We start from the raw sequence: 23971 nt of genomic DNA on the forward strand, positions 1-23971 counted from the left end.
AAAACCTTCTACTATATAATAGGTAGAAGGTTTTCATATTATTATAATTAATTTACAAGACGCTGTGCTTCACGTAATTGGAACGTTCTTACTGTACGTGGTAAGAAACGGCGGATTTCGTCTTCATTGTAACCTACTTGAAGGCGTTTCTCGTCAATCATAATTGGACGACGTAAAATCCCTGGATAGTCACGAATCATCTTATATAAATCTTGAAGTGGTAAAGACTCTAAGTTTACATTTAATTCTTGGAAAACTTTCGAACGAGTAGAAATAATCTCATCCGTTCCGCTTTCTGTCATACGTAAAATCTCTTTAATTTCCTCAATCGTTAACGGGTCTGAGAAAATATTACGTTCTGTATAAGGAATATGATTTTCCTCTAGCCATAATTTCGCCTTTCTACAAGACGTACAGCTTGGAGAACTATATAATGTTACCATACAAAGCTCACTCTCCTTAAAGAGTACAAATTCTGTACTAATTACAGTTTAAATTTCTTAATTCAGCAATTTTTCGCGATACCTTGTCTTAAAACAAAGTGCAAAAATTGCTTTTCATGTAAGCAACAACTTTTAGTAAACAACAATTACTTTTAATAAGTAACTTCTATAATCATTATACAATAGATTTTGCAAGAAATATACAGTAAATTTCCTTCTAATTGAGAAAACTCTTCCGTGTATTTCACTGCTATGTAACATAATCGCACTTACTTCATCTGTTCTTTAACAATAATCTTCAACCCTCTTAACGCTTGCTTTTCATAGATTTTTCATATGATTTATAGTTATTTCCTCATAATCTTTTCTATGAAAAAGAGAACGTTTTCTTACCTTTTTTTGATAAATCAATTAAGAAATGTAAGACTATATAAGTGAGAATCAAAAGAACGTTTGTTCTTATTTTAACAAACATTCTCGTTCATGTCTATACGATTTCTAAAATATATTAAATATTTTTCTGACATTTCTTTCTTTTTCATCTTTTATCTCATACAATAAAAATACAGACAGGCAAAGGGGGAATTTGCAAATGATTGCTTTTTTTATTGATTTTGTCACTGTTGCTGCCCTCATCATCGGAATAACAGCATTGATTGGTGTCATTACAAATAGCATTGGTGAAAAACTCTTTGGCGGAAAAGAAAAGATGAAGTTTGTTAATAAAAGTTTGGATGTGCAATCCGGCTGGAACGAGGTCGGCGGGAAAGGGATTTATAAGAAACGTACGTATTAAAAAAAGCAGGCGGTTAGCCTGCTTTTTTCTTATTTCTCCACTGACGCCCATTTAAAGCTTAAATCGCCGCCATATTTATGGTTGTACATATTTTTAATTGATTCTCTTTGTAAGTATGCTCTACCACGTTGATATACCGGTACAATCGCAGCGTCATCAAGTAACATTTTCTCTGCTTCTAGTAAGCTTTTCCAACGAGCATTTACATCGCTTCCATCTTTTTTCGCTTTCATGATGATCTCATCATATTTCGGATTAGAATATTTCATTTTATTTTGTGATCCATCAGTTACAAACATATCAAGATATGTAATTGGATCTGGGAAGTCTGCACTCCATCCAGAGAATGACATGACGAAATCGCCCGCATCTTCTAGTTTTAGTTTTTGTGCAAATGGTTGCTGTTTAATTTTCACTGTTAAACCTGGTAAATTCTTTTCTAATTCACCTTTTAAATATTCACCAGTTTTCTTCGATAATTCAACGTCTTCATTTAATAGCTCTAATTCGATTTCATTTTTACCAAGCTCTTTTTTACCAGCTTCCCAATATTTCTTTGCTTCTTTCACGTTTGGTTTTACAATATCTCCATTTACAGCACGGAAGTCCTTTTTATCCGGTCCTTTAATGAAGTTATCAGGAATTAATCCTGTCGCTGGCTTAGAACCGTTATTTAATAATGTATCAACGAACGGCTTACGTTCAAAAGCAAGTGAAATTGCTTTACGAATGTTTTTATTTGCTAACGCTGGATCTTTTTGATTTAAACGAAGGAAGAATACAGATGTATCTTCTACTGTTTGGAAATCTGGTTTTCCTTTATATTTATCGATGAACTCTGCTAATAACGTCGCTCGATCGATTGCATTTGTTTCATATAAATTAATTGGCGTAGACGTATCTTTTACAATATTAAAGTTTACTTCCTCAATTTTCACTTCTTTATTGTCCCAATATGACGTGCTCTTTGTCATTTTAAAACTGCGTTCATGTTGCCAATCGCTTAATGTAAATGGTCCGTTATAAAGCGTTGTATTCGCTTCCAAACCAAACTTCGTACCTTGCTCTTTCACAAACTTTTCATTCACAGGATAGAAGATTGGATATACCATTAAATCTACAAGGTATGGAATTGAATTATCTAATTCCACTTCTAATGTATAATCATCAATTGCCTTTACCCCTAATTGATCCGGACTCATCTCTTTTTTATTAATTTTCTCTGCATTTTTTATATCATACATAATGTACGCTGATTTCGCAGCTGTATCTGGGTTAATCGCTCTTTGCCATGCGTATACGAAATCTTTCGCTGTCACAGGCTCACCATTTGACCATTTTGCGTCTTCACGTAATTTAAATGTATATTTTTTACCGTCTTCTGACTTTTTGAATTCCTTCGCTACACCAGGAACTAGCTTATCATCTTTTCCTAAACTGTATAAGCCTTCCATCGTATTAGTCATTACTCTTGAAGAAACTGCATCAGCTGATAACGCTGGATCCATCGTTGGAATCTCTTGTGTTTCAATTAAGTTAATAACTTGCTTCGCACCGCTTTTCCCGCTATCCCCTTTTGCGTTCGCTTGCGGTTCATCTTTTTGGTAGCTACATGCCCCTAACATCATGCTCATCGCTACTGTTGATACTACAAAAACTGGCATCTTTTTTTTCATATTTCCACCCTCCACAAAAATGTTAGCCCTTTCATTTTCAAACAAATAGAAATATATATATGTTCCAATAATTCATATTATACACACAAATATATTTTTTGTATATTTATATTTCTATTTCATTAAAATTTTCTGTTAAAAAAATAAACCTTTGTAAACGTTTCATATTGCTGTTTTCCCTTACTGAAGTGTCAGAAATAATTATTTTTATATTTTTCTAAATTATTAGATAAAAACAAATTTTATATTCTATAATACTTTCTGCATAATTATCCTTCTGTTTTTATCATAAAATAGCGCTCCCTTCATAATAAAGATATGTAGGTTAAAATGAGTGCAAAGGTTAAGAAAGTATGTTACGATACACTTTGCTAAAAATAGATATCGGTAAAGAGGGGACGGACATGACAGCAATTCAGGCAAAAAACGGGCCTACCGAGAAATTAAGTTTATTCTTATTAACATGGCCTATTTTTCTAGAAGTTTTTCTATTTATGTTAATGGGGATCGCTGATACTTTCATGTTAAGTGCATTATCAGACGATGCTGTATCTGGGGTTGGTGCAGCGAATCAATATCTCCATATCGCTATTTTGGTACTAGAAGTCATCGGGAACGGCGCAGCTATCGTCGTATCTCAATACCTCGGTTCCAAACGTTTTATGGAAGCATCTAAAATATCAGCTTTAGCCGTCACATTAAATTTAGTGGTCGGACTCGTTATAAGTGCTGGTTTTCTTTTATTTTCAAAACATATGATGATGGCGATGAACTTACAAGGCGATGTACTTATGTATGCACAGAGCTATTTATCCATCGTCGGAGGAGCTATTTTCCTTCAAGCTATTATTAATTCATTAGCCGCAATTATCCGCGTACATGGCTTCACAAAGCAAGCGATGTTTATTTCACTTGGAATGAATATTATTCATATCGCTGGAAACTACGTACTCATTTTCGGGAAATTTGGTTTTCCAGAGCTTGGTGTACAAGGGGCTGCTATTTCTTCTGCTGCCAGCAGGCTAATAGCGCTTATCGTTTTCTTCTGGTTACTGTACCGTGTTATGGAGTACCGTGTGAAATTACAATACTACTTCACCTTATCAAAAGAATATATCGGGAAAATTTTAAAGATCGGGATTCCATCTGCATTTGAGCAGGTTATGTATCAAGCTTGCCAAATTGTCTTCTTATACTATGCAACATATTTAGGAACGGAATCGTTAGCGGCTAGACAATACGCTACGAACATTTCCATGTTCACTTATTTATTCGCTATTGCAATCGGTATGGGAACTGCAATTATTATTGGGCGCCTCGTTGGCGGTGGTGAAAAAGATGAAGCGTATGAACGTGTATGGAAAAGTGTAAAGTGGGCGATTGGTGTCACTTTATGTATGGTTGCTCTCGTTATTACATTCCGCACACAATTAATGGGACTATTTACAGATAATCCGCACATTATTGCGTTAGGTGCAAGCGTTCTTTTACTAAGTGTACTACTTGAAACAGGGCGTACGATGAACATCGTCATCATCAATTCACTTCGCGCAGCTGGTGACGCAAAGTACCCAGTTTTAATCGGCGCATTCTCTATGGTGTTAATGAGTTTACCACTCGGTTACTTTTTTGCCTTCCATTTAGATATGGGGCTCGTTGGTATTTGGCTAGCAATTGCTATTGATGAATGGACACGTGCGATTATTATGTTCTTCCGCTGGAAAAGTAGAGCATGGGAACGTTATGCACTTGTTAAACCTGAAGAACAAGAGGAGATTGTTTCTGTTCAGGCGCAATAATACTCGTTTAATTAAAGCGTAGTCTTTAGTAAAGACAACTTATATCTGTGATTCTTTAAATATATCGACTTACCGAGAAATATTGACAACTCTTTTATATAGTAAAAAATCCATTCTTCCGTGATAGAAGAATGGATTTTTTATTATTGATAAATCTCTTTATATTTCTTATACTCCGCTTCAGAACATAATACGAAATGTCCTGGGCGAATTTCACGCATTGTCGGTTCTTCACTACCATAATTGTGCTGAGATGGATCGTATACGATACGTTTACGATTGCGCTCATAATCTGGATCTGGAAGTGGAATTGCTGATAATAGTGATTTTGTATATGGATGAATTGGATTTGCATATAACTCATCACTTGTTGTTAATTCAACGATTTGACCACGATACATTACGCCAATGCGGTCACTAATGTATTTTACCATTGATAAATCATGGGCAATGAATAAGTATGTTAAACCTTTTTCTTTTTGTAACTTTTTCAGTAAGTTTACAACTTGTGCCTGAATTGATACGTCAAGTGCTGAGATTGGCTCATCGGCAATAATAAATTCAGGTTCTACAGCAAGTGCACGAGCGATACCGATACGTTGACGTTGTCCACCTGAGAATTCATGCGGGAAACGGTTTGCGTGCTCTTTATTTAAACCAACTGTGTTTAATAATTCATGAACACGGTCCATACGATCTTTTTTGTTTTTCGCTAATCCGTGAATATCAATACCTTCTGCAATAATATCCCCTACTGTCATACGCGGGTTTAATGATGCATATGGATCTTGGAAAATCATTTGCATTTTACGGTTGAATTTCTTCAGTTCTGCGCGTGATTTTTTACCATGTACATTCTCACCATCAAACAATACTTCACCAGCAGTTGCATCATATAAACGAATAATCGTTCTTCCAGTTGTTGATTTACCACAACCTGATTCTCCTACAAGACCAAATGTTTCTCCGCGGTAAATATCAAATGAAATATCATTAACCGCTTTAACAACACCACCACTCACGTCGAAGTGCTGCTTTACATTTTTTACTTCAATTAATTTCTCACGTTGTTTAGTCATGTTGTTCACCTGCTTTCATTTGAAGAATGCGTTTTTCAACGACTGCCGGCGGTTTTACTTCTGGAGCTTGCTCATGAAGTAACCAAGTTGCCGCATAGTGTGTTTCACTTACTTTAAATAAAGGTGGGTCCATTTCAAAATCAATTTTTAATGCCTGTGGATTACGTGGTGCAAAAGCATCTCCCTTTGGCGGCTTCAATAAATCTGGAGGCGTTCCAGGGATTGCATATAACTCTTCTTCTGAACCATCTAAACTTGGCATAGATGCGATTAAGCCCCAAGTATATGGATGTTTTGGGTTGTAGAAAATTTCATCTACAGTTCCGATTTCAACAACTTTACCAGCGTACATAACTGCTACGCGGTCCGCAACATTTGCCACTACACCTAAGTCATGCGTAATGAAAATGATTGCTGCTTCTGTTTTTTGCTGAATGTCCTTCATAAGCTCTAAAATTTGCGCCTGAATTGTAACGTCTAGCGCTGTTGTCGGCTCATCCGCAATCAATAATTTCGGGTTACAAGCTAACGCCATCGCAATAACTACACGCTGCCTCATACCACCAGAGAATTGGTGCGGATATTGTTTTAAACGAGCTTCTGGATTTGGAATACCTACAAGGTCGATTAATTCCAACGCAACTTTACGTGCGTCTGCTTTACTCATCCCTTGGTGTTTAATAAGGCCTTCCATAATTTGATTTCCAATTGTCATCGTTGGGTTTAATGATGTCATTGGATCTTGGAAAATCATCGCGATATCTTTACCACGTACTTGCTGCATTTCTTTTTCTGTTAATTTCGTTAAGTCACGACCTTCAAATACGATTTCACCATTTTTAATGCGTCCAGGAGGATTCGGAATTAATCCCATTAACGCTTTAGAAGTAACTGATTTCCCAGAACCAGATTCTCCTACAATCGCTAATGTTTCCCCTTTTTTCAAATCAAAAGTAACGCCGCGTACAGCTTGTACTTCACCTGCATGTGTATCAAAGGAGACTTGTAAATCTTTTACCTCTAACAATGTTTTCATCTTTGCCTCTCCCCTCTTTTACTTACGCATTTTTGGATCTAACGCATCGCGTAATCCGTCTGCCATTAAGTTAAACGCTAAAATTAATATACTGATGACAACCGCAGGAATGAACATCATATGCGGATACGTTTGAATTGATTTATAACCGTCATTTACAAGAGAACCAAGTGATGCGAATGGTGGCTGAATACCTAAACCGATAAAGCTTAAGAACGCCTCACCAAACACCGCTGTTGGAATTGTAAACATTGTCATTACGATAATTGGTCCCATTACGTTCGGGATTAAGTGTTTTACAATTAACTGTGTATTTGTTGCACCTAATGTACGAGATGCTAATACGTATTCTTGATTTTTTAATTTTAGGATTTGTCCACGAACGATACGCGACATCCCTATCCAACCTGTAATCGCCATTGCAAGTGTAATTGACCATATACCAGATCCCATAATGATTACCATTAAAATAACGATGATTAAGTATGGAATACCGTTAATAATCTCCATAATACGTTGCATAATATTATCTACTCTACCGCCATAGAACGCTGAAATACCTCCATATGCAACCCCAATTATTAAGTCAATTGCTGCTGCTAAAAGAGCAATATATAATGATACGCGTGTACCTTCCCATGTTCTTGTCCATAAATCGCGTCCAAGATCATCTGTACCAAACCAGAAATACTCTTTAATATCACGTTTTTCATATTGGTCAACACCATATTGATCTGTACCGTCAAATGGTAACCAATGAACATTTTCAATAACCGGAATTTTCGGTGGTAATTTCGCACGTCCTAAATCTTGCTCTTTATACGAGTGCTTACTTACCATCGGTCCGAAGATTGCTAGTAAGATAATAAGCGTTAATAAAACGAAACCGAACATTGCTCCTTTATGTTGGAACAAACGTCTTCTTACATCTTGCCAAAACGTTAAGCTTGGACGGGCAATGACTTCATTATCCACATTATTTTGATTAGCTTGTTGAAATAAGTCTGGAGATAATTTTTGTACATCTTTCATCATTTTTTCCCTCCCGCTAAACGAATACGAGGATCAATAATTCCGTATAAAATATCAACAATGAAAATAACTAAGATGAAGATCGCACTATAGAAAATTGTAGTTCCCATAATAACTGTATAGTCATTCACTGTAATAGATTTAACGAACTGTTCCCCTAGTCCTGGTACAGCATAAATTTGCTCAATAACTAATGTACCTGTAATTAACCCTGCAACCATTGGTCCTAAAATTGTTACAACTGGAATTAACGCGTTACGAAGGGCGTGTTTGATAATGATAACGCCTTGGCTAATTCCTTTCGCTTTCGCTGTTAAAATGTAGTCAGCTTGCATAACTTCAATTAACTCTGCACGAGCGAAACGTGCGATTGTTGCGATAACTGCCATCGATAAAGCGATTGTAGGCATTACTGTAAACTCTGGTCCTTTCCAGAATGCTACTGGGAACCATCCAAGTTTTACTCCTACGAAATATTGTAGTAATGCGGCAAATACGAACGATGGTACCGACATCCCGAGTACGGAAATAATTGTCGCTCCATAATCGACCCACGTATTGTTACGAAGTGCCGCAACGATTCCTAAAATTAAACCGATAAATGTTCCTAATATAATCGCTTGTAAACCAAGTTGTGCTGATGGTCCAATGCGATCCACAATCATATCTGTTACTGGACGGTTATCATATTGGAATGATACCCCTAAATCACCTTTTGCTAAGTTACCTAAGTAACGTGCATATTGAACTGGTACTGGATCATTTAAACCATATTTTTCAAGAATGATTTCTTTTTGTGCCGGTGATAACTTCTCCTGATTTTTAAGCGGAGAACCCGGAAGTAATTTCATTAAAAAGAAAGTCAGTGTAGTAATTAAAAATAATGTCAAAGCCATGTACACGAAACGTTTTAATACATAACGTCCCATAGTCAAGCACCTCCCCGTTTTTCTCAAAAGCAATAAGATAGTTTTAAATATTCTTACTTTTATTTTTTTAAAATAAGAGTACATGCCCATCATAGGCATATACCCTTATTCATGATGGAAACCATTTTTAGTTTTTGAGTTCAACCCACTTATAGCTAAATTCCCCGCCATATTTATGTTCTAATAGGCCAGTAATAGATTGGCGTTGTAAATATGCTTTTCCAGGTTGATATACTGGAGCAATTGCTGCATCTTCAAGCAGTTGTTTTTCTGCTTGTAATAATGCATCCCAACGAGCTTGTACATCAACTTCTGTTTTTGCTTTTTTAATTAAATCATCATACGCTGGGTTTGCGTAATGTACTTTGTTTTGCGCATTACCTGTCGTATACATCTCAAGGAATGACATAGGATCCATATAATCCGGACTCCATCCCGCATATGACATTGCATAATCTCCACTTGCTTCAAGTTTTAATTTTTGTGCAAATGGCTGCATTTTTGTTGGAACTGTTAAACCTGGTAAGTTCTTTTCAAATTGGCCTTTTAAATACTCTCCGATTTTTTTAGCATCATCAGTATCAAAGTTTAATAGCTCTAACTCTACTTTGTCTACACCAAGTTCTTTTTTACCAGCTTCCCAGTATTTTTGTGCTTCTTTCATATCCTCTTTTATAAGCTTTCCGTTTTCTTCACGGAAGTCTTTTCCATTCGGACCTTTTGCTAAGCCTTTCGGAACAAAACCATATATACCCTCTGAACCATCGTTTAAGATCACTTTTCCGATGTTTTCACGTTCAAAGGACATTGCAATTGCTTTTCGGATATTTTTATTTGCTAAAAATTTATTCTTTTCATTTAAGCGAATAAATTGTGTAGATGGTCTCTTAATCGTTTTAAAGTCAGCATCTGATTTGTATTTATCTACAAACTCTGATGTTAAGACTACACGATCAATTGCTTTCGTTTCATATAGATTTATAGCAGTTGAACGATCCTTAACAATATTGAAGTTTATTTCCTCAAGTTTTACTTCTTTATTTTCCCAATACGTTGGATTCTTCTTAAGTTGGAAACTTTGTTCATGCTTCCATTCATTTAATACGAATGGACCATTATAAAGTGTCGTATTGGATTCTAATCCAAATTTTGCTCCTTGTTCTGTTACAAACTTCTCATTCAAAGGATACAATGTTGGATAGACTGTTAAACTTACAAAATAAGGAACAGGGTTATCTAATTCCACTTCAAGTGTATGATCATCAATTGCCTTTACACCAAGTTCTTCAACTGGTAACTCTTTTTTGTTAACTTTCTCCGCATTTTTAACATCAAATAGTATGTAAGCAAACTTGGCACCCGTGTTTGAATCTACAGCTCTTCGCCAAGAATAAACGAAGTCCTTCGCTGTTACAGGTTCACCATTAGACCATTTCGCATCTTCACGTAACTTAAACACATACTTTTTGCCATCCTCTGATTTCTCATAAGATTTAGCGACACCCGGAACAAGTTTATCATCTTTCCCCAGACGATATAACCCTTCCATTGTGTTATTCATGATGTTAGAAGATGTTGCATCTGTTGATAACGTCGTATCCATAGTTGGGATTTCAGCTGTCTCAGTTAGATTTAACACTTGCTTGTTTGAGGATTTTTCTTTCGCGCCTGCTTTATTATCCTCTTTTTGGTAACTACAAGCTCCTAACATACTGACAGTCAACGTCGATGCAAGTAATAACGGTATCTTTTTCTTCATGTTGTGTTGCCTCCCCTAATTGCACTTCCTGTACCCTCACTTGTAAAAAAGTAGAATTGAAAGAATAATCTCCAAGTTTCTACAATTTTCATTATACATATAATATAACAATTGTGAATATAGTTTTTTGTTTTTTTGTTAAAATTTTTAATAAAATGTTTATTTTTTTATTTTTTTGTAAAGGGATACGTTAACATTGCTACCATCATCTTGCAATCAGACCTTTAATTGCGTATAATTTTCAAAAAATTAGTTCTAGTACATATTATAGCTTTTATAGTATAATAATTCTAGTAATATTTTGACGGAGGGGAACATTTTGAATAAAGTTTTTTTTCATACTTGTATACTAATTTTCATAGCGATAATCGCTTCTAGTATTGGCGCATTCCTCGTTTCATCGCAATTTTTGTTGAATTTTGTCAATATATCGTTTTATGTTGCACTATTTTTTATTCTCATAGGCGGTTTTTTATTCATATTTCAAAATGGATTTTTTAACGTAACAATTTACGCCTTCCAGAGAGTATTTGGTACGAACAAAAAAGTGGACTCTTTAATTGAAGAAGTAGAGGAACCTGTCGATAAGAAAGAACGTATTTATAAAACATATTCATTCAAATGGACGTATCCAATTTGCATTACCGGTATCGTTCTTGGGTTGTTCTCGACCTTCATTAGCTTTACTATTTTGATGTAGTTTGCAAACACTATCCCATATGATATAATAATCAGCAAAACATTTTGTTATAAAACTTTAGTTCTTTCATATTTAAAGAGCTCAGGTAACAATAAATAAATTTATATGTATGCGATGATAAAGAAGAGTACATATTGAGGCAATTTCAGAGAGCTTGTGGCTGGTGTGAACAAGTAATTGTACAGTATGGAATGGGCTTTTGAGCTCCAAACCGAACCGAAAGTAGTAGGCTTTGGCGTTATATCCAAACGTTATTATGGATTAGAGAGATTTCACAGTAGTGAAATAATTAGGGTGGTACCGCGGTCCATTCGTCCCTATAGTTTTTTGGGATGAATGGGCTTTTTTGTTTGCCTTCTCTTCCCCATCACGCATTCAAATTTAGGAGGAATTACTTATGTCAGTTATCTTTTCTGGTATTCAGCCAAGTGGAACGATTACACTTGGAAACTATTTAGGAGCTATGAAGCAATTTACAGAGCTTCAAAATGAACACGACTGTTATTTCTGTATTGTAAATCAACATGCGATTACAGTGCCTCAAGATCCCGTGGGGCTTCGTAAAAACATCCGCAGTCTTGCTGCACTTTATGTAGCATGCGGTATCGATCCTGAAAAAGCTACGTTATTTGTACAGTCAGAAGTACCGGCACACGCTCAACTAGGATGGATTATGCAATCAGTTGCTTACGTTGGAGAATTAGAGCGTATGACGCAATATAAAGATAAAGCATCAGGTAGAGATTCAGTTCCAGCTGGATTACTAACTTATCCACCATTAATGGCTGCTGATATTTTACTTTACAACACTGAAATCGTGCCTGTTGGTGATGACCAAAAGCAACATATGGAATTAACACGTGACCTAGCAGAGCGTTTCAACAAACGCTTCCGTGAAGTATTCACAATTCCTGAAATTCGCATTCCAAAAGTAGGAGCTCGCGTTATGTCACTAACAGAGCCTACGAAAAAAATGAGTAAATCTGATCCGAATCCAAAATCAATGATCAGCATGCTTGATGAACCAAAAACAATTGAAAAGAAAATTAAGAGTGCTGTAACTGACTCTGAAGGTATCGTGAAATTCGATAAAGAAAACAAACCTGGCATCTCTAACTTATTAACAATCTACTCTTCATTCTCTGGAAAAACAGTTGAAGAAATCGAAGCAATGTACGAAGGAAAAGGATATGGCGACTTCAAAGGCGACCTAGCACAAGTAGTCGTAGAAGCGATTCGTCCAATCCAAGACAAATATAACGAACTAATCAACTCACCAGAACTAGACGAAATTCTAGACAAAGGTGCCGAAAAAGCAAATCGCGTTGCATTCAAACAACTACGCAAAGTAGAAAACGCAATGGGACTAAGTAGAAAACGTAGGTAACTTATAAAGCGGAAGCGGCTCGTTTAGAATGTGAGGGGGATGGAGCTCCTGACGTAGAGGTGTTTTTTGCCTCGCAGGAAGGCGCGAAGCCACCGAACATTCTTGCCGCTGGAGCTGGATTTCATATAAAGCGGAGGCGACTGTTTAGCCCTGACGGCTAAGGTTCTTTCTCACAGAAGGTGCTTTTTACCTTCTCGTGGGGAAGGTTCTTAGACGCGAAGGGCTAGGAGCCAGAGCTGGATTTCATATAAAAGCGGAGGCAGCTCGTTCAGTTCTTAGACACGAAGAGCTTGCTGCTAAAGATAAGTTACACCAAATTAAAAAAACCGCCGATTGGCGGTTTTTTTAATTTACCTTTTGCTCGTTTTCCATTTCCCATAACTTTTCAAAAAATGGTTGTCCTTTTACGAGACGCTCGCATAATTGTTCGTGCTTCTCAGACCAACCTGTTTTCGCTTCCTCATACAGCTTAGCCCAAATATCTTCAAATTCCATATGTTGAACCATTCCGTATGCTGATGGATCCCACTCTGTGAACCAATAGCGAATTTCTGCTGTGTTTTTCGTTGTATGTAATTGATCTAATGCCATAAATAATAATTGTTTAAGCTGTCTTTCTTTACGAGTCAAGCCATTCATAATGAATGGTGATGGTGATAAAATATGATGTTCTTTTTCTATTTCTTCTACTTGGAACTCATACTTTTCTGCTTGTACGTTTTCTACCATCTCATATACCATCTGCTCTTGGCGCGGTATAAGTCTACTTTTTCGAATCGGTACATTGTAACCAATTGTGTCAATCGCAATAATTCCTTTTCCATCTGTAACTACAAAGCAATACTCTTGCTGCAAACGTTCATGATTTTTACGAATATAAGCCTTATGATGTACGTCTTCCAACATTTTTTGCGGAAGCTCTAACAATTCGTTCTCGATGTAATGATATAATGTGGCATCTACTTTTAATAATGGCACTTGATCTAATAGCTCAATCGTATCATCTTTCCGCCATTCGTAAAAATGACAAACGTTATACCCATTTTCTTCACCTTCAAACCAATTTACCCATACATCATGTAGATATAACATTCACTACCCCTCACTTCACTACTGTTTGTATCCATCATTATGTTCAATTTTTCTTAACTTTATTCCACCTAAGGAAATATATTCTAATTATTATTTTTTCTTCTATTAATACTAAAAAAACAGGAAAGAGAGCTCCTGTTTTTTTATATATGAAATGTATTTGCTTTATTCAATATTTCTTTCGCATCTATAGGCAATAAAGAAAGTGTATCTTCTCCTTCCAAAGTTACACAATCTTTGACAATATGAAATCCAAGCGCATAGCCAAGCATCTTTGGATAAGAATGAAATCCATTTAATAAGATGTCGTGCTCCCTTGTTCCTCGCTTTATACTTATTCTTTCATGTACAACATTTTTCCAATAATATATAGCCTCTTCTTTTGAAAGATACGTCGTCCACGGTGCATTGTTTTTTTCTGAATATCTTTCCGTTACCGCTTGCTCAGCCAAACCTTCCATAATCATCGTATCAAGTAATGTATATTCCGTTTCTTTCGTCTCAATTTGATGTAACCTGCATATGTGATGATATTCATGCGCTAGTAACACTTTTAATTCTTCCACCGAATTCCGTCCACATACAAATAAGAAAATAACGTGACGCATAGATAATCCAGCTCTGCCGTTATACTCTTCTTGTACCGTTCGATTATAGGAATCTGATAATAAAATAAAGACAGGGACATCTGGACCTTTTAGCCAATCTTTCAGCTTCTCATACTCCGCGCGTAACTCTTTCCAAACTTCCTTTTTCTCTAACTCTTTAATTTCTTGTTCTCCTCGCATAACGGGGCGATACATACCTTTAGAAATTAAAAAGCGATACAATCTTTCTTTTGGCAGCGGGATATACTTCGTAAACTTCTCACATAGCTTTTCTGGCCGTCCATAATATAGATGTAACCACTCAGCAGTTTCAACAATCCCCATCTTTATCCCTCCTTTTTCTTATGTATATGCAAAAGAAGAAAAAGACGTAAAAATAAATAAGGAGTTTTTTCGCAATATGTTACGAAAAAACTCCTTATTTCATCTATTATTTATACGCTTTAAATACTAATACTGCGTTATGACCACCGAATCCTAATGAATTACTTAACACCGCGTTTACTTCTTGATGTCTCGCATTATTCGGTACGTAATCTAAGTCACATTCTGGATCTGGTGTCTCATAGTTAATTGTTGGAGGAATTACTCCATCTGTAATTGATTTAATAGAGAAAATCGCTTCAACAGCACCAGCTGCCCCTAATAAGTGACCTGTCATTGATTTCGTTGAGCTGATCGCTACTTTATACGCATGCTCACCGAACGTTTCTTTAATTGCCATCGTTTCATACTTTTCATTCGCATCCGTACTTGTACCATGCGCATTAATGTAATCAATATCTTCTGGCTGTAGACCTGCATCTGCTAAAGCTTGACGCATTGCGCGCACGCCGCCTTCACCGCCAGGAGCCGGCATTGTAATATGGAATGCATCACCAGTTGCACCGTAACCAGCGATTTCCGCATAAATGTGAGCACCACGAGCTAATGCGTGCTCTAATTCTTCAAGAATTAAAATACCTGAACCTTCACCCATTACGAAACCGCTACGGTTTTTATCGAATGGACGGCAAGCTGTTGCTGGATCTTCATTGAATGTTAATGCTTTCGCTGAGCTAAATCCTGCGAATGCCATACTTGTTAACGGCGCCTCTGCTCCGCCTGTAATCATTGCATCAGCATCACCGCGCTGAATCGCTTTAAACGCATCACCAATTGAGTTTGCACCAGATGCACAAGCCGTTACAGAACAAGTGTTAATTCCTTTTGCTCCTGTTGCGATTGATACTTGGCCTGCTGCCATATCTGGAATCATCATCGGTACGAAGAATGGACTCACGCGGCGCGGGCCTTTCTCAGTAAAAATTTTAAATTGTTCTTCGTATGTTTCCATACCACCAATACCAGAACCAATCCATACACCAATTCGAGGTCCGTTTTCTTCTGTAATCTCAAGCTTTGCATCTGCAACTGCCATTTTCGCTGCTGCTACTGCATATTGTGTAAAGCGATCCATACGGCGCGCTTCTTTTTTATCAATATATTTCTCGACTTCAAAGTCGTTAATTTCTGCTGCTACTTTTGCTGGAAATAGTTCCGGATCAATTCTTGTAAGTCGTCCGATTCCAGATACACCTTTTTTTATGTTTTCCCACGCTGTTTCAACATCTGTACCGACCGGTGTAACAGCTCCTAATCCTGTAATTACGACCCTCTTTTTTTCCATACAAAATACACTCCTTTTTTTCTCTCAGTCCTTATTTACCCCAACGAAGAGCGACTGCTCCCCATGTTAATCCGCCGCCAAAACCAACAAGTATAATTAAATCACCATCTTGAATACGTCCGTTTTGCAATTCCTCTACCATCGCAATCGGAATGGAAGAAGCTGATGTATTACCGAACTTCTCAATTGTCATACTCATTTTTTCTTGTGGTAAATTTAATCTCTCTCTTGCAGATTCCATAATACGAATGTTCGCTTGATGCGGTACTAAGAAATCCACATCTTCTTTCGTAAGACCAGCTTTATCTAAAACGCGAAGACAAGAATCCCCAAGTTGACGAACGGCAAATTTAAAGACTTCTCTGCCATTCATCATAACATACTCGTCTTGATAAAGATGCTTACCGCCACTTCCGTCCGCTCCTAATTCGAAAGATAGAACACCTTTACCTTCTGAAACAGCTCCCATTACGATCGCACCGGCTCCGTCTCCAAATAGTACTGCTGTATTTCGATCGTTCCAGTCTACAATTTTAGATAGTTTATCACTACCAACTACTAGTATATTTTTATAAGTTCCCGTTTGAATAAATTGCTGCGCTGTAATCATTCCGTACATAAAACCAGCACACGCTGCACTTAAATCCATTGCAGCTGCATGTTTTGCGCCAATCGCTTCTTGAATAACACAAGCTACTGCTGGAAAAGCACGATCTGGCGTTACTGTTGCTACTAAAATAAGATCGATATCCTCTCCGCTAATCCCTGCATCTTCAAGTGCTTTTTTAGAAGCCTCTACGGCCATATATGAAGTATCTATTGTATCATCGGCAATGCGTCTTTCCGCAATACCTGTTCTCGTACGAATCCATTCATCGGATGTATCCATTATTTTCTCTAAATCGTGATTTGTGACTACTTTTTCCGGCACATATCTTCCGATCCCTAAAATGCCCACGTTCACATCGCAGCCCTCCGTTTTATATCAATTATTATGACTTGGTACTAATTTTAAAACATAAATGTATTTTTGTCTAGAATATATTTCAGCTAAAACATAAAGCTAGCGCATTATTCACCTTATTGTTTATGAAAAGAAACGGAAACATACCTTTCCCTGTTCTTTCGAAATATAAAAAGACCCGAACCGCTTCTACTTACGGTTTGGGCCTCTCTTCCATCTAAAAAGATGCTTTTATTCTTTATCTGCTTTCCCTTCTAAACTCGGCTGTTCTCCTCACTACATTTCCCTTTAACCTCTTCATATCTCTGGTTTCCCCCAGGCGAGAATAAAAAAGGCCCTGACCGCTTCTATCCACGGTTCGGACCTCTCTTCCATCTAAAAAGATGCTTTTTATTCTTTTTCTGCTTTCCCAAGCTCATATGCTTCGTTCATAACTTTCATCAATAACTCTAATACTGGTTGAGCTTTCTCCATATCAAGCGCAATTCCATTATCATCTAAAATGGCCTTTGCTTCTGGTAAGTGCTTCATTGCGATTTGTAAAAATTGCATGCTTTTCTCATTCATATTATGTTCTTCCTCTCCATTAAAACTTTCACATACATAGTGTAACACGCTCGCTATCCTTCGTATAACTCTTTATATTTTTTCATATGTGCCAATTGTTTATTTAAACCGTATTCTAACGGAGTATTTCTTTTTATTGAAATATCCTCGGCCGCTCCATCTCTTTCTTCCGCATTCTCTTTATTCACTTTATCCTCTGCGCGTAAAAGGTTCATACCTTTTTTCCATAATGATTTTTTGCCACTAAGTAAATTATATATACCGAGATGCTCCTCGTTCATTCCATTTTCCCATAAGTATTCACATACATCTTCAACGTACAGTAGATCACTTCCGTTTTCCTCACTCGCATAATGGCACTCTTTCTCACCCAGTTCTGATAAAATGAGCTGATGATACATCATAAAAGATGGTTGCCATGGACCATATAATGTAGGAACTCGAAATACACTATATTGTACCTCTCCTTTTTTCAATCCTTCTTCCACTTTCGAAAATAAACGTTTATTTTCGGACTCATCTGCGTTTCCTACTTCAATAGAAGAAATTAGATTTAACTTCACTTTATGTTCTTCACACAGTCTTATAATTCGCTTTAAATACTGTAATATAACTCTTTCATTTCGAAAGCCCCTTTGTTGGTTAGGCTCATACAGACAAAAGTAAACCGCATCAAATTTCTCTTCCTCTACGGATCTCCATCCGTCTTCATCTCTTATCGAATAATACGTAAATAACGCATTTCGCCCAATTAACAATAACTTCTCTTCATTAATTTTTGTCATACTATCAAATTCATCAAAATCAAGGCCATATACTTCTACTTCTTCTGCAATCATTTTATTCACAAGGTGATAACCTACAAACGTAAGTGCACCTATAATTAGCACGCGTTCCATACCACCAACCCTTTCCCCTTGAAACAAATAGCTCCTCATTTATGTATATGGGAGCTTCACAATTCTTCTTCATATTTTTTAAAGAAATCAGTCGTTTGCCTAACCATTTTATATTTCACATCTTGCAGATGGAATAAGACAGAAGTATCGCATTGGTTCAATTGCCTCATTTTCTCGTATTTACGTAGCAGCTGTTTTCTTCCTCTTTTTTCTTGTGTTGATACAAAAATTTTAACAGGTACACAAGACGGAAGAAGCGTAAATGATTTCTTATTTATTTTCGCTTCTAATTCTTCTTCTTTAGCATCATACGCCAAACTTAATTCCTTCAAGAGTCTCTTGTAAAAAAATTTATGCTCTTTCTCAAAATCCACATATTCTGGTAAATCTAAACACGGATTTAACATAATGACAGAACGTATACATTCAGGGTATTTGTTCATCATTTCAAGCGCAACAAGTGCCCCCATACCATCTGCCATAATGTGCATTTTTGCATTTAATGTCTCTTTTCTCAACACAACGTCATATAGGCGTTTCGCTAGACGAACAGATTGGTCATTTCCCCAATGTCTTCCGTATAAATTAGAAGAAAAGACCGTATAGCCTTCCTCAATAAGGCCATGTAAAAAATAGGATCTACCTGCATGCTGTGTCCATAAACTTGTACCATTCTCAATAAAGTAGTTGTAATCACCAAGAAGCATGACAGAAAATCCATTTGGCTTCTCTGGTAAATAAATAACGCATGGTTCTTTTTCTAAGTAAAAAAAACGTTCCGTAATACTCATTTTTCCCCCGCCTTATTTTCTAAACGTATAAAAGTACTCTTTTATAATGTATGAACGGAATGCAAATTTGCGTTGAAAAATCTACAAATATTTTTCTATATTCTTTTTTCAATTGTGTTACAATAAGGACAGATTGAACGAATAGAGGTGTAAAATATGCGTTTCATTTGGGCATTAATTTGGTCGTTCTTGCTTGTACATATGATGAGCTACGTAATCGGCTCTATGACTGGCGGTACATACGATTTTAACCAAGCGTCTATTTTCTCAGTTGTTCTTGCGGTATTAGTACTAGCAATTTCAGCTGCCATTCCAAACGAGCCAGTAGAACAACACTAAAAAAAAGAGTCCGGATTTTATCCGAACTCTTTTTTATTTTACTTCACATGAACAACTAACTCGTTATTTTCTACATCAACCACTACATGACTATTGTCAGTAATCGTACCTGCAATTAATTCTCTCGCTAATTTCGTCTCAACTTGACGCTGTACGTATCGTTTTAATGGACGGGCTCCGTACATCGGATCGAAGCCAGCTTCGACAACAAACTCTTTCGCTGCGTCTGTTAATTCTACTGTAATGTGACGGTCAGCTAAACGACCTTGTAATTCTTTTACAATTTTATCAACAATGCCTTTAATTTCATTCGTTGTAAGAGGTTTGAATAAAATAATTTCGTCGACACGGTTTAAAAACTCTGGTCGGAAATGACCTCTTAATTGTCCCATTACAAGTTCTCTTGATTCTTCTTTAATGGAGCCATCTTCTCCTAATCCATCTAATAAATGAGCAGATCCAATATTTGAAGTCATAATAATAACCGTGTTTTTAAAGTCTACTGTACGTCCTTGCGAATCTGTAATGCGACCGTCATCTAACATTTGTAATAAAATGTTGAATACTTCTGGATGTGCTTTTTCGATTTCGTCTAATAAAATAACGGAATACGGTTTACGTCTTACCGCTTCTGTTAATTGACCGCCCTCTTCATATCCAACATATCCAGGAGGCGCACCAATTAAGCGTGACACAGCGTGTTTCTCCATATACTCAGACATATCAATACGAATCATTTGTTCTTCACTATCGAATAATGACTGCGCTAACGTTTTTGCAAGTTCTGTTTTACCAACACCAGTTGGTCCTAAGAAGATGAAGGAACCAATCGGACGGTTCGGGTCTTTAATACCTGCGCGTGCACGAAGAACTGCGTCTGATACTAAGCTTACTGCTTCCTCTTGTCCGATGACACGCTCTGATAAAATTTGCTCTAAACGTAGTAATTTCTCGCGTTCACCTTCAACGAGTTTTGCAACAGGAATACCAGTCCAACGTGAAACAATATCAGCAATTTCTTCTTCACTTACTTCCTCACGTAATAAACGATTTTCTTGTTTATTATGCGCGCCCATTTCTTCTGCTTCTTTTAACTCTTTTTCAATTGCAGGAATTTTTCCGTGGCGAAGTTCCGCTGCTTTATTTAGATCGTAATTCCCTTCTGCTTCTTCTAATTCACGGCGCAGACGCTCTAAATGTTCACGTAAGTCACGAACTTTGTGAATATCTTCTTTTTCTTTCTCCCATTTCGCTCTCATACCACTTGCAACTTCTTTTAAATCCGATAATTCACGTTGCAACGTTTTTAGACGTTCTTGGCTACCAAAGTCCTTTTCTTTTCCAAGAGCCGCTTCTTCAATTTCCAGCTGCATAATGCGGCGCGTTACTTCATCTAATTCTGTCGGCATAGAATCGATTTCTGTACGAATTGTTGCGCACGCTTCGTCAACAAGATCAATTGCTTTATCCGGTAAGAAACGATCCGAAATATATCGATCTGATAAAACGGATGCTGCTACAATCGCGCGGTCATGAATATTTACACCATGATAAATTTCAAACCGCTCTTTTAAACCACGTAAAATGGAAATTGTATCTTCAACAGTTGGTTCTTCTGCTAATACTTGTTGGAAACGTCTTTCTAACGCCGGGTCTTTCTCAATATATTTACGATATTCATCTAACGTTGTCGCCCCAATACAGTGTAGTTCACCGCGAGCAAGCATCGGTTTTAACATATTCCCTGCGTCCATCGCACCTTCTGTTTTACCAGCTCCGACGATTGTATGAAGTTCATCAATGAATAATAAAATGCGTCCTTCACTCTTTTTAATTTCATTTAATACAGCTTGCAGACGCTCTTCAAATTCACCACGGAATTTTGCTCCAGCTACAAGCGCACTCATATCTAATGCAAAGATTGTTCTATCTTTTAAGCCTTCAGGTACATCCTTCTTCACAATACGCTGTGCTAACCCCTCAACAATTGCTGTTTTACCAACACCTGGTTCACCAATTAAAACTGGGTTGTTTTTCGTTTTACGTGAAAGAATGCGGATTACGCGGCGAATTTCACTATCGCGGCCGATAACAGGGTCAATTTTCCCCGCTCTTACTTCCGCCACTAAATCACGACCATATTTTTCTAACGCTTCATAAGTTGCTTCTGGATTTTGACTAGTCACTCTTTGATTCCCCCGAACTGTCATTAAAGACTGTAATAAGTTATCTTTCGTAATATGAAATCTTGTAAATAATTGGTTTATATCGCCTTTTTCTTCAGTAAAAGCAAGTAATACATGTTCAACTGAAATGTAATCATCTTGCAATTTTTCTGCTTCTTTTCCTGCTCTTACAAGTAATTGTTGCAAGGCACCTGTTATATATAATTTACCTGCTTCTGCACCGCTTCCTGTTACGGAAGGCTTTTTCTTAATTAAATTTTCGGCGCCTTGTTTTAATGCTTCTATATCGACGTTCATTTTTTGAAAAATACGTACTGCTAACCCATCTTGCTCTTCTAATAATGTAAACAAGAGATGAACAGTATCTACTTCTTGATGATGATGAGATACCGCTAAAGATTGAGCACTCATAATCGCCTCTTGTGTTTTTGTTGTCATTTGATTTAAGTCCATCTTTACAGTCCTCCAAATGTTTGACTTTCTTTGACCTTTGATTTGATTATACGCCAACTGACTTTTTTATACAATAATTTTGCTTATGTATTTCAAACTTATTATTGGAAAAAGAAAAAGGGAGCATGCATGATACGACTGAAAAATATACGGTAAATGAAATTAAAATGGATAACAACAAAAAAGCCGCAATAATAATTGCGGCTTCTATTACGGTTTTCTTTTATATGTCCACTGGCGGTTATGATTTGTGTTATCTGGAAACTTTTCACCAGCAGTTAGTTTTACCATTTGCGGGTCTTTCACCATACTTCCCGTTTCACCAATTTCTACGTAAATACCATCATTTGGCGCTTTTTGTCCAGAACGAAACCTGTGATTTTGTCCCATTTCCATTCTCCTTCCATGACGTCTTTGCCTCATTAGTATATCCATTTTAAAAGAAAGCTTGTCTGTCATGTTTAGGAAACAAGTACTACATTTCATTCTTGTACATATACATGAATGACACAAGCTTAAAGCAGGGATTTCTTTCCGATTTGTAGAAAAAAAAGAAACCAACCTACTATAGGCCAGTTTCAAAGGAGAGTCAAACATATACGAGAAGATTACATGTTCATTATAAGCCTCATCCTACGACCAATGTAACCCTTTTCACAATTTGTCCATAATGAAAGAAACATTGTTTGAACTTTCTAAAAAGATGTTGACTTTTCTTAATTTCCAGCGAGAAATAGTAGACACCGCAACACTTTGCGACGTAAGATGGATATATAGTGAAGTTTCCATCTTTGGTGGTCTCACCCAGCTTAACCTCTTATTTCTGCATATTAAAACGGAAATACAGATCGAAACAAAAATAAATTATTATAAGAGGTGAAATTATGAACAAACAGCATTTAATCGCACTAGACTTAGACGGCACTTTATTAACAGACAACAAAATAATTTCCACTCGAACGAAACATACAATTGCAAAAGCAAAGGAACAAGGACATATTGTCGTTATTTCAACAGGACGTCCATTCCGCGCTAGTTATGATTACTATAAAGAACTTGGTCTGAATACACCAATCGTAAACTTTAATGGCGCTTACGTACATCACCCTCTTGATTCAAAGTGGGGCACACATCACTCTCCTCTTGAGCTAGCAACAGCACAAGAAATCGTCCGAGCTTGCTTTGATTTTGGCGTAAAAAATATATACGCTGAAGTAATGGACGATGTGTATGTTCGTGAAATTGATGAAGATAAAAAACATATTTTTGAATTCGGTTCTCCAAACATTTTTACAGGAGACTTATTAAATATTTTAAACGATCATCCAACTTGCTTATTAATTGACGCACATGACGAACATTCCAGTGCAATTCGTCAACATTTAACTGATATGCATGCTGAAGTAATTGACCATAGAAAATGGGGCGCACCTTGGCCGATTATTGAAATTGTAAAAAGCGGATTAAATAAAGCTGTTGGACTACAAAAAATTTCTAGTCATTACAACATTCCACAAGAGCGAATTATCGCTTTCGGTGATGAAGATAACGACTTTGAAATGATTGAATTTGCTGGTCACGGCATCGCAATGGGAAATGCCATCCCTGAATTAAAATCACTCGCAAACCATACGACGCTAACGAACGAAGAAGATGGCATTGCACTATATTTAGAAGAGGTTCTTGGGTTGTAATCTAAAAATTCCCTGCTTATAGTTTCTCGCCAAACGCTCATACTATCATTAGACGCAAAAGTTAGCGCGTCGA

Annotated in this window: 22 protein-coding genes and 1 other annotated feature; of the genes, 6 read left to right on the forward strand and 16 right to left on the reverse strand. The window is 36.8% G+C overall.

Annotated elements, in window-relative coordinates; all coding sequences use genetic code 11:
- Window positions 1-47 precede the first annotated feature (47 nt).
- Window positions 48-443 (reverse strand): transcriptional regulator Spx, encoded by a 396-nt coding sequence (spx, locus tag ACTFRS_RS18260; RefSeq protein WP_000258267.1) that lies wholly within the window; start codon window positions 441-443, stop codon window positions 48-50.
- Between the two features lie 592 nt (window positions 444-1035).
- On the opposite strand from spx, the gene ACTFRS_RS18265 reads away from it, so the two are divergent.
- Complete coding sequence (locus tag ACTFRS_RS18265) at window positions 1036-1239, forward strand: hypothetical protein (RefSeq protein WP_000559976.1); 204 nt, start codon at window positions 1036-1038, stop codon at window positions 1237-1239.
- Window positions 1240-1268: 29 nt separating this feature from the next.
- Here the strand turns inward: ACTFRS_RS18265 and ACTFRS_RS18270 are convergent, their stop codons facing one another.
- Window positions 1269-2915, reverse strand: a complete 1647-nt coding sequence (locus ACTFRS_RS18270) for a peptide ABC transporter substrate-binding protein (protein ID WP_242294650.1) — start codon at window positions 2913-2915, stop codon at window positions 1269-1271.
- 353 nt (window positions 2916-3268) lie between these two features.
- Here ACTFRS_RS18270 and ACTFRS_RS18275 point away from each other — a divergent pair, with 353 nt between their 5' ends.
- Window positions 3269-4714 (forward strand): MATE family efflux transporter, encoded by a 1446-nt coding sequence (locus ACTFRS_RS18275; protein WP_328005616.1) that lies wholly within the window; start codon window positions 3269-3271, stop codon window positions 4712-4714.
- A gap of 143 nt (window positions 4715-4857) precedes the next feature.
- Here the strand turns inward: ACTFRS_RS18275 and ACTFRS_RS18280 are convergent, their stop codons facing one another.
- The 5 genes from ACTFRS_RS18280 to ACTFRS_RS18300 form a co-directional block, all read right to left on the reverse strand.
- Window positions 4858-5793, reverse strand: a complete 936-nt coding sequence (locus tag ACTFRS_RS18280; protein ID WP_000166342.1) for an ABC transporter ATP-binding protein — start codon at window positions 5791-5793, stop codon at window positions 4858-4860.
- The gene (locus ACTFRS_RS18285) at window positions 5786-6829 is read right to left on the reverse strand and encodes an ABC transporter ATP-binding protein (RefSeq protein ID WP_139868684.1); all 1044 of its coding nucleotides are present in this window, start codon (window positions 6827-6829) and stop codon (window positions 5786-5788) included. The genes ACTFRS_RS18280 and ACTFRS_RS18285 overlap by 8 nt, the downstream gene beginning before the upstream one ends.
- Window positions 6830-6847: 18 nt before the next feature.
- Window positions 6848-7864, reverse strand: a complete 1017-nt coding sequence (gene opp3C, locus ACTFRS_RS18290) for an oligopeptide ABC transporter permease (protein ID WP_431084968.1) — start codon at window positions 7862-7864, stop codon at window positions 6848-6850.
- Window positions 7861-8790 (reverse strand): oligopeptide ABC transporter permease, encoded by a 930-nt coding sequence (opp3b, locus tag ACTFRS_RS18295; RefSeq protein ID WP_000534165.1) that lies wholly within the window; start codon window positions 8788-8790, stop codon window positions 7861-7863. Before opp3b ends, opp3C begins: the two co-directional genes overlap by 4 nt.
- Before the next feature lie 127 nt (window positions 8791-8917).
- Window positions 8918-10549 carry a peptide ABC transporter substrate-binding protein gene (locus ACTFRS_RS18300; protein WP_000727235.1) on the reverse strand — a complete coding sequence of 544 codons (1632 nt, stop codon included), beginning with the start codon at window positions 10547-10549 and terminating at the stop codon, window positions 8918-8920.
- A 319-nt stretch (window positions 10550-10868) separates the two neighbouring features.
- Here ACTFRS_RS18300 and ACTFRS_RS18305 point away from each other — a divergent pair, with 319 nt between their 5' ends.
- Both ACTFRS_RS18305 and trpS read left to right on the forward strand, forming a co-directional pair.
- The gene (locus ACTFRS_RS18305; protein ID WP_139868686.1) at window positions 10869-11249 is read left to right on the forward strand and encodes a DUF3899 domain-containing protein; all 381 of its coding nucleotides are present in this window, start codon (window positions 10869-10871) and stop codon (window positions 11247-11249) included.
- Window positions 11250-11354: 105 nt separating this feature from the next.
- Window positions 11355-11571: a binding site (T-box leader), on the forward strand.
- Between the two features lie 75 nt (window positions 11572-11646).
- Complete coding sequence (gene trpS / locus ACTFRS_RS18310; RefSeq protein WP_000110985.1) at window positions 11647-12636, forward strand: tryptophan--tRNA ligase; 990 nt, start codon at window positions 11647-11649, stop codon at window positions 12634-12636.
- Between the two features lie 345 nt (window positions 12637-12981).
- On the opposite strand, the gene ACTFRS_RS18315 is transcribed toward trpS, so the two are convergent.
- The 7 genes from ACTFRS_RS18315 to ACTFRS_RS18345 all read right to left on the reverse strand — a co-directional run bounded on the left by ACTFRS_RS18315 (window position 12982) and on the right by ACTFRS_RS18345 (window position 19226).
- Window positions 12982-13728, reverse strand: coding sequence for a YjbA family protein (locus ACTFRS_RS18315; RefSeq protein WP_000966125.1), 747 nt, complete (start codon window positions 13726-13728; stop codon window positions 12982-12984).
- A 143-nt stretch (window positions 13729-13871) separates the two neighbouring features.
- Window positions 13872-14660, reverse strand: coding sequence for a DUF2268 domain-containing protein (locus tag ACTFRS_RS18320; protein ID WP_139868688.1), 789 nt, complete (start codon window positions 14658-14660; stop codon window positions 13872-13874).
- A 106-nt stretch (window positions 14661-14766) separates the two neighbouring features.
- Window positions 14767-16005 carry a beta-ketoacyl-ACP synthase II gene (gene fabF / locus ACTFRS_RS18325; protein WP_000412651.1) on the reverse strand — a complete coding sequence of 413 codons (1239 nt, stop codon included), beginning with the start codon at window positions 16003-16005 and terminating at the stop codon, window positions 14767-14769.
- A 31-nt stretch (window positions 16006-16036) separates the two neighbouring features.
- Window positions 16037-16969, reverse strand: a complete 933-nt coding sequence (gene fabH / locus ACTFRS_RS18330) for a beta-ketoacyl-ACP synthase III (protein ID WP_001100536.1) — start codon at window positions 16967-16969, stop codon at window positions 16037-16039.
- A gap of 390 nt (window positions 16970-17359) precedes the next feature.
- Window positions 17360-17536, reverse strand: coding sequence for a ComZ family protein (locus ACTFRS_RS18335; RefSeq protein ID WP_048527481.1), 177 nt, complete (start codon window positions 17534-17536; stop codon window positions 17360-17362).
- A gap of 53 nt (window positions 17537-17589) precedes the next feature.
- Window positions 17590-18462 carry an NAD-dependent epimerase/dehydratase family protein gene (locus ACTFRS_RS18340; RefSeq protein WP_242294628.1) on the reverse strand — a complete coding sequence of 291 codons (873 nt, stop codon included), beginning with the start codon at window positions 18460-18462 and terminating at the stop codon, window positions 17590-17592.
- Between the two features lie 29 nt (window positions 18463-18491).
- On the reverse strand, window positions 18492-19226 hold the full coding sequence (locus tag ACTFRS_RS18345; RefSeq protein ID WP_139868692.1) for an alpha/beta hydrolase: 735 nt from the start codon (window positions 19224-19226) through the stop codon (window positions 18492-18494).
- A 156-nt stretch (window positions 19227-19382) separates the two neighbouring features.
- Here ACTFRS_RS18345 and ACTFRS_RS18350 point away from each other — a divergent pair, with 156 nt between their 5' ends.
- On the forward strand, window positions 19383-19565 hold the full coding sequence (locus ACTFRS_RS18350) for a YjzD family protein (protein WP_001211116.1): 183 nt from the start codon (window positions 19383-19385) through the stop codon (window positions 19563-19565).
- Window positions 19566-19603: 38 nt separating this feature from the next.
- Here ACTFRS_RS18350 and clpB read toward each other — a convergent pair whose 3' ends face one another.
- On the reverse strand, window positions 19604-22204 hold the full coding sequence (clpB, locus tag ACTFRS_RS18355; protein WP_139868694.1) for an ATP-dependent chaperone ClpB: 2601 nt from the start codon (window positions 22202-22204) through the stop codon (window positions 19604-19606).
- A 210-nt stretch (window positions 22205-22414) separates the two neighbouring features.
- Window positions 22415-22594, reverse strand: a complete 180-nt coding sequence (locus ACTFRS_RS18360) for a YjzC family protein (RefSeq protein ID WP_139868696.1) — start codon at window positions 22592-22594, stop codon at window positions 22415-22417.
- A 494-nt stretch (window positions 22595-23088) separates the two neighbouring features.
- On the opposite strand from ACTFRS_RS18360, the gene ACTFRS_RS18365 reads away from it, so the two are divergent.
- Entirely contained in the window at window positions 23089-23898 is an 810-nt protein-coding gene (locus tag ACTFRS_RS18365; protein WP_001041235.1) for a Cof-type HAD-IIB family hydrolase, read from the forward strand.
- Window positions 23899-23971 lie beyond the last annotated feature (73 nt).

The organism is Bacillus cereus group sp. MYBK139-1, from assembly GCF_051916915.1.
Classification (GTDB): domain Bacteria; phylum Bacillota; class Bacilli; order Bacillales; family Bacillaceae_G; genus Bacillus_A; species Bacillus_A pacificus.

Bases quoted from the DNA above. Each gene is read 5' to 3' on its own strand.
- opp3C (WP_431084968.1), bottom strand. From the start codon at position 7,864: ATGATGAAAGATGTACAAAAATTATCTCCAGACTTATTTCAACAAGCT.
- ACTFRS_RS18275 (WP_328005616.1), top strand. From the start codon at position 3,269: ATGTTACGATACACTTTGCTAAAAATAGATATCGGTAAAGAGGGGACG.
- ACTFRS_RS18335 (WP_048527481.1), bottom strand. From the start codon at position 17,536: ATGAATGAGAAAAGCATGCAATTTTTACAAATCGCAATGAAGCACTTA.
- ACTFRS_RS18280 (WP_000166342.1), bottom strand. From the start codon at position 5,793: ATGACTAAACAACGTGAGAAATTAATTGAAGTAAAAAATGTAAAGCAG.
- fabF (WP_000412651.1), bottom strand. From the start codon at position 16,005: ATGGAAAAAAAGAGGGTCGTAATTACAGGATTAGGAGCTGTTACACCG.
- clpB (WP_139868694.1), bottom strand. From the start codon at position 22,204: ATGGACTTAAATCAAATGACAACAAAAACACAAGAGGCGATTATGAGT.
- ACTFRS_RS18270 (WP_242294650.1), bottom strand. From the start codon at position 2,915: ATGAAAAAAAAGATGCCAGTTTTTGTAGTATCAACAGTAGCGATGAGC.
- spx (WP_000258267.1), bottom strand. From the start codon at position 443: ATGGTAACATTATATAGTTCTCCAAGCTGTACGTCTTGTAGAAAGGCG.
- ACTFRS_RS18265 (WP_000559976.1), top strand. From the start codon at position 1,036: ATGATTGCTTTTTTTATTGATTTTGTCACTGTTGCTGCCCTCATCATC.
- trpS (WP_000110985.1), top strand. From the start codon at position 11,647: ATGTCAGTTATCTTTTCTGGTATTCAGCCAAGTGGAACGATTACACTT.
- ACTFRS_RS18365 (WP_001041235.1), top strand. From the start codon at position 23,089: ATGAACAAACAGCATTTAATCGCACTAGACTTAGACGGCACTTTATTA.
- ACTFRS_RS18300 (WP_000727235.1), bottom strand. From the start codon at position 10,549: ATGAAGAAAAAGATACCGTTATTACTTGCATCGACGTTGACTGTCAGT.
- ACTFRS_RS18360 (WP_139868696.1), bottom strand. From the start codon at position 22,594: ATGGGACAAAATCACAGGTTTCGTTCTGGACAAAAAGCGCCAAATGAT.
- ACTFRS_RS18315 (WP_000966125.1), bottom strand. From the start codon at position 13,728: ATGTTATATCTACATGATGTATGGGTAAATTGGTTTGAAGGTGAAGAA.
- opp3b (WP_000534165.1), bottom strand. From the start codon at position 8,790: ATGGGACGTTATGTATTAAAACGTTTCGTGTACATGGCTTTGACATTA.
- ACTFRS_RS18320 (WP_139868688.1), bottom strand. From the start codon at position 14,660: ATGGGGATTGTTGAAACTGCTGAGTGGTTACATCTATATTATGGACGG.
- ACTFRS_RS18285 (WP_139868684.1), bottom strand. From the start codon at position 6,829: ATGAAAACATTGTTAGAGGTAAAAGATTTACAAGTCTCCTTTGATACA.
- ACTFRS_RS18350 (WP_001211116.1), top strand. From the start codon at position 19,383: ATGCGTTTCATTTGGGCATTAATTTGGTCGTTCTTGCTTGTACATATG.
- ACTFRS_RS18345 (WP_139868692.1), bottom strand. From the start codon at position 19,226: ATGAGTATTACGGAACGTTTTTTTTACTTAGAAAAAGAACCATGCGTT.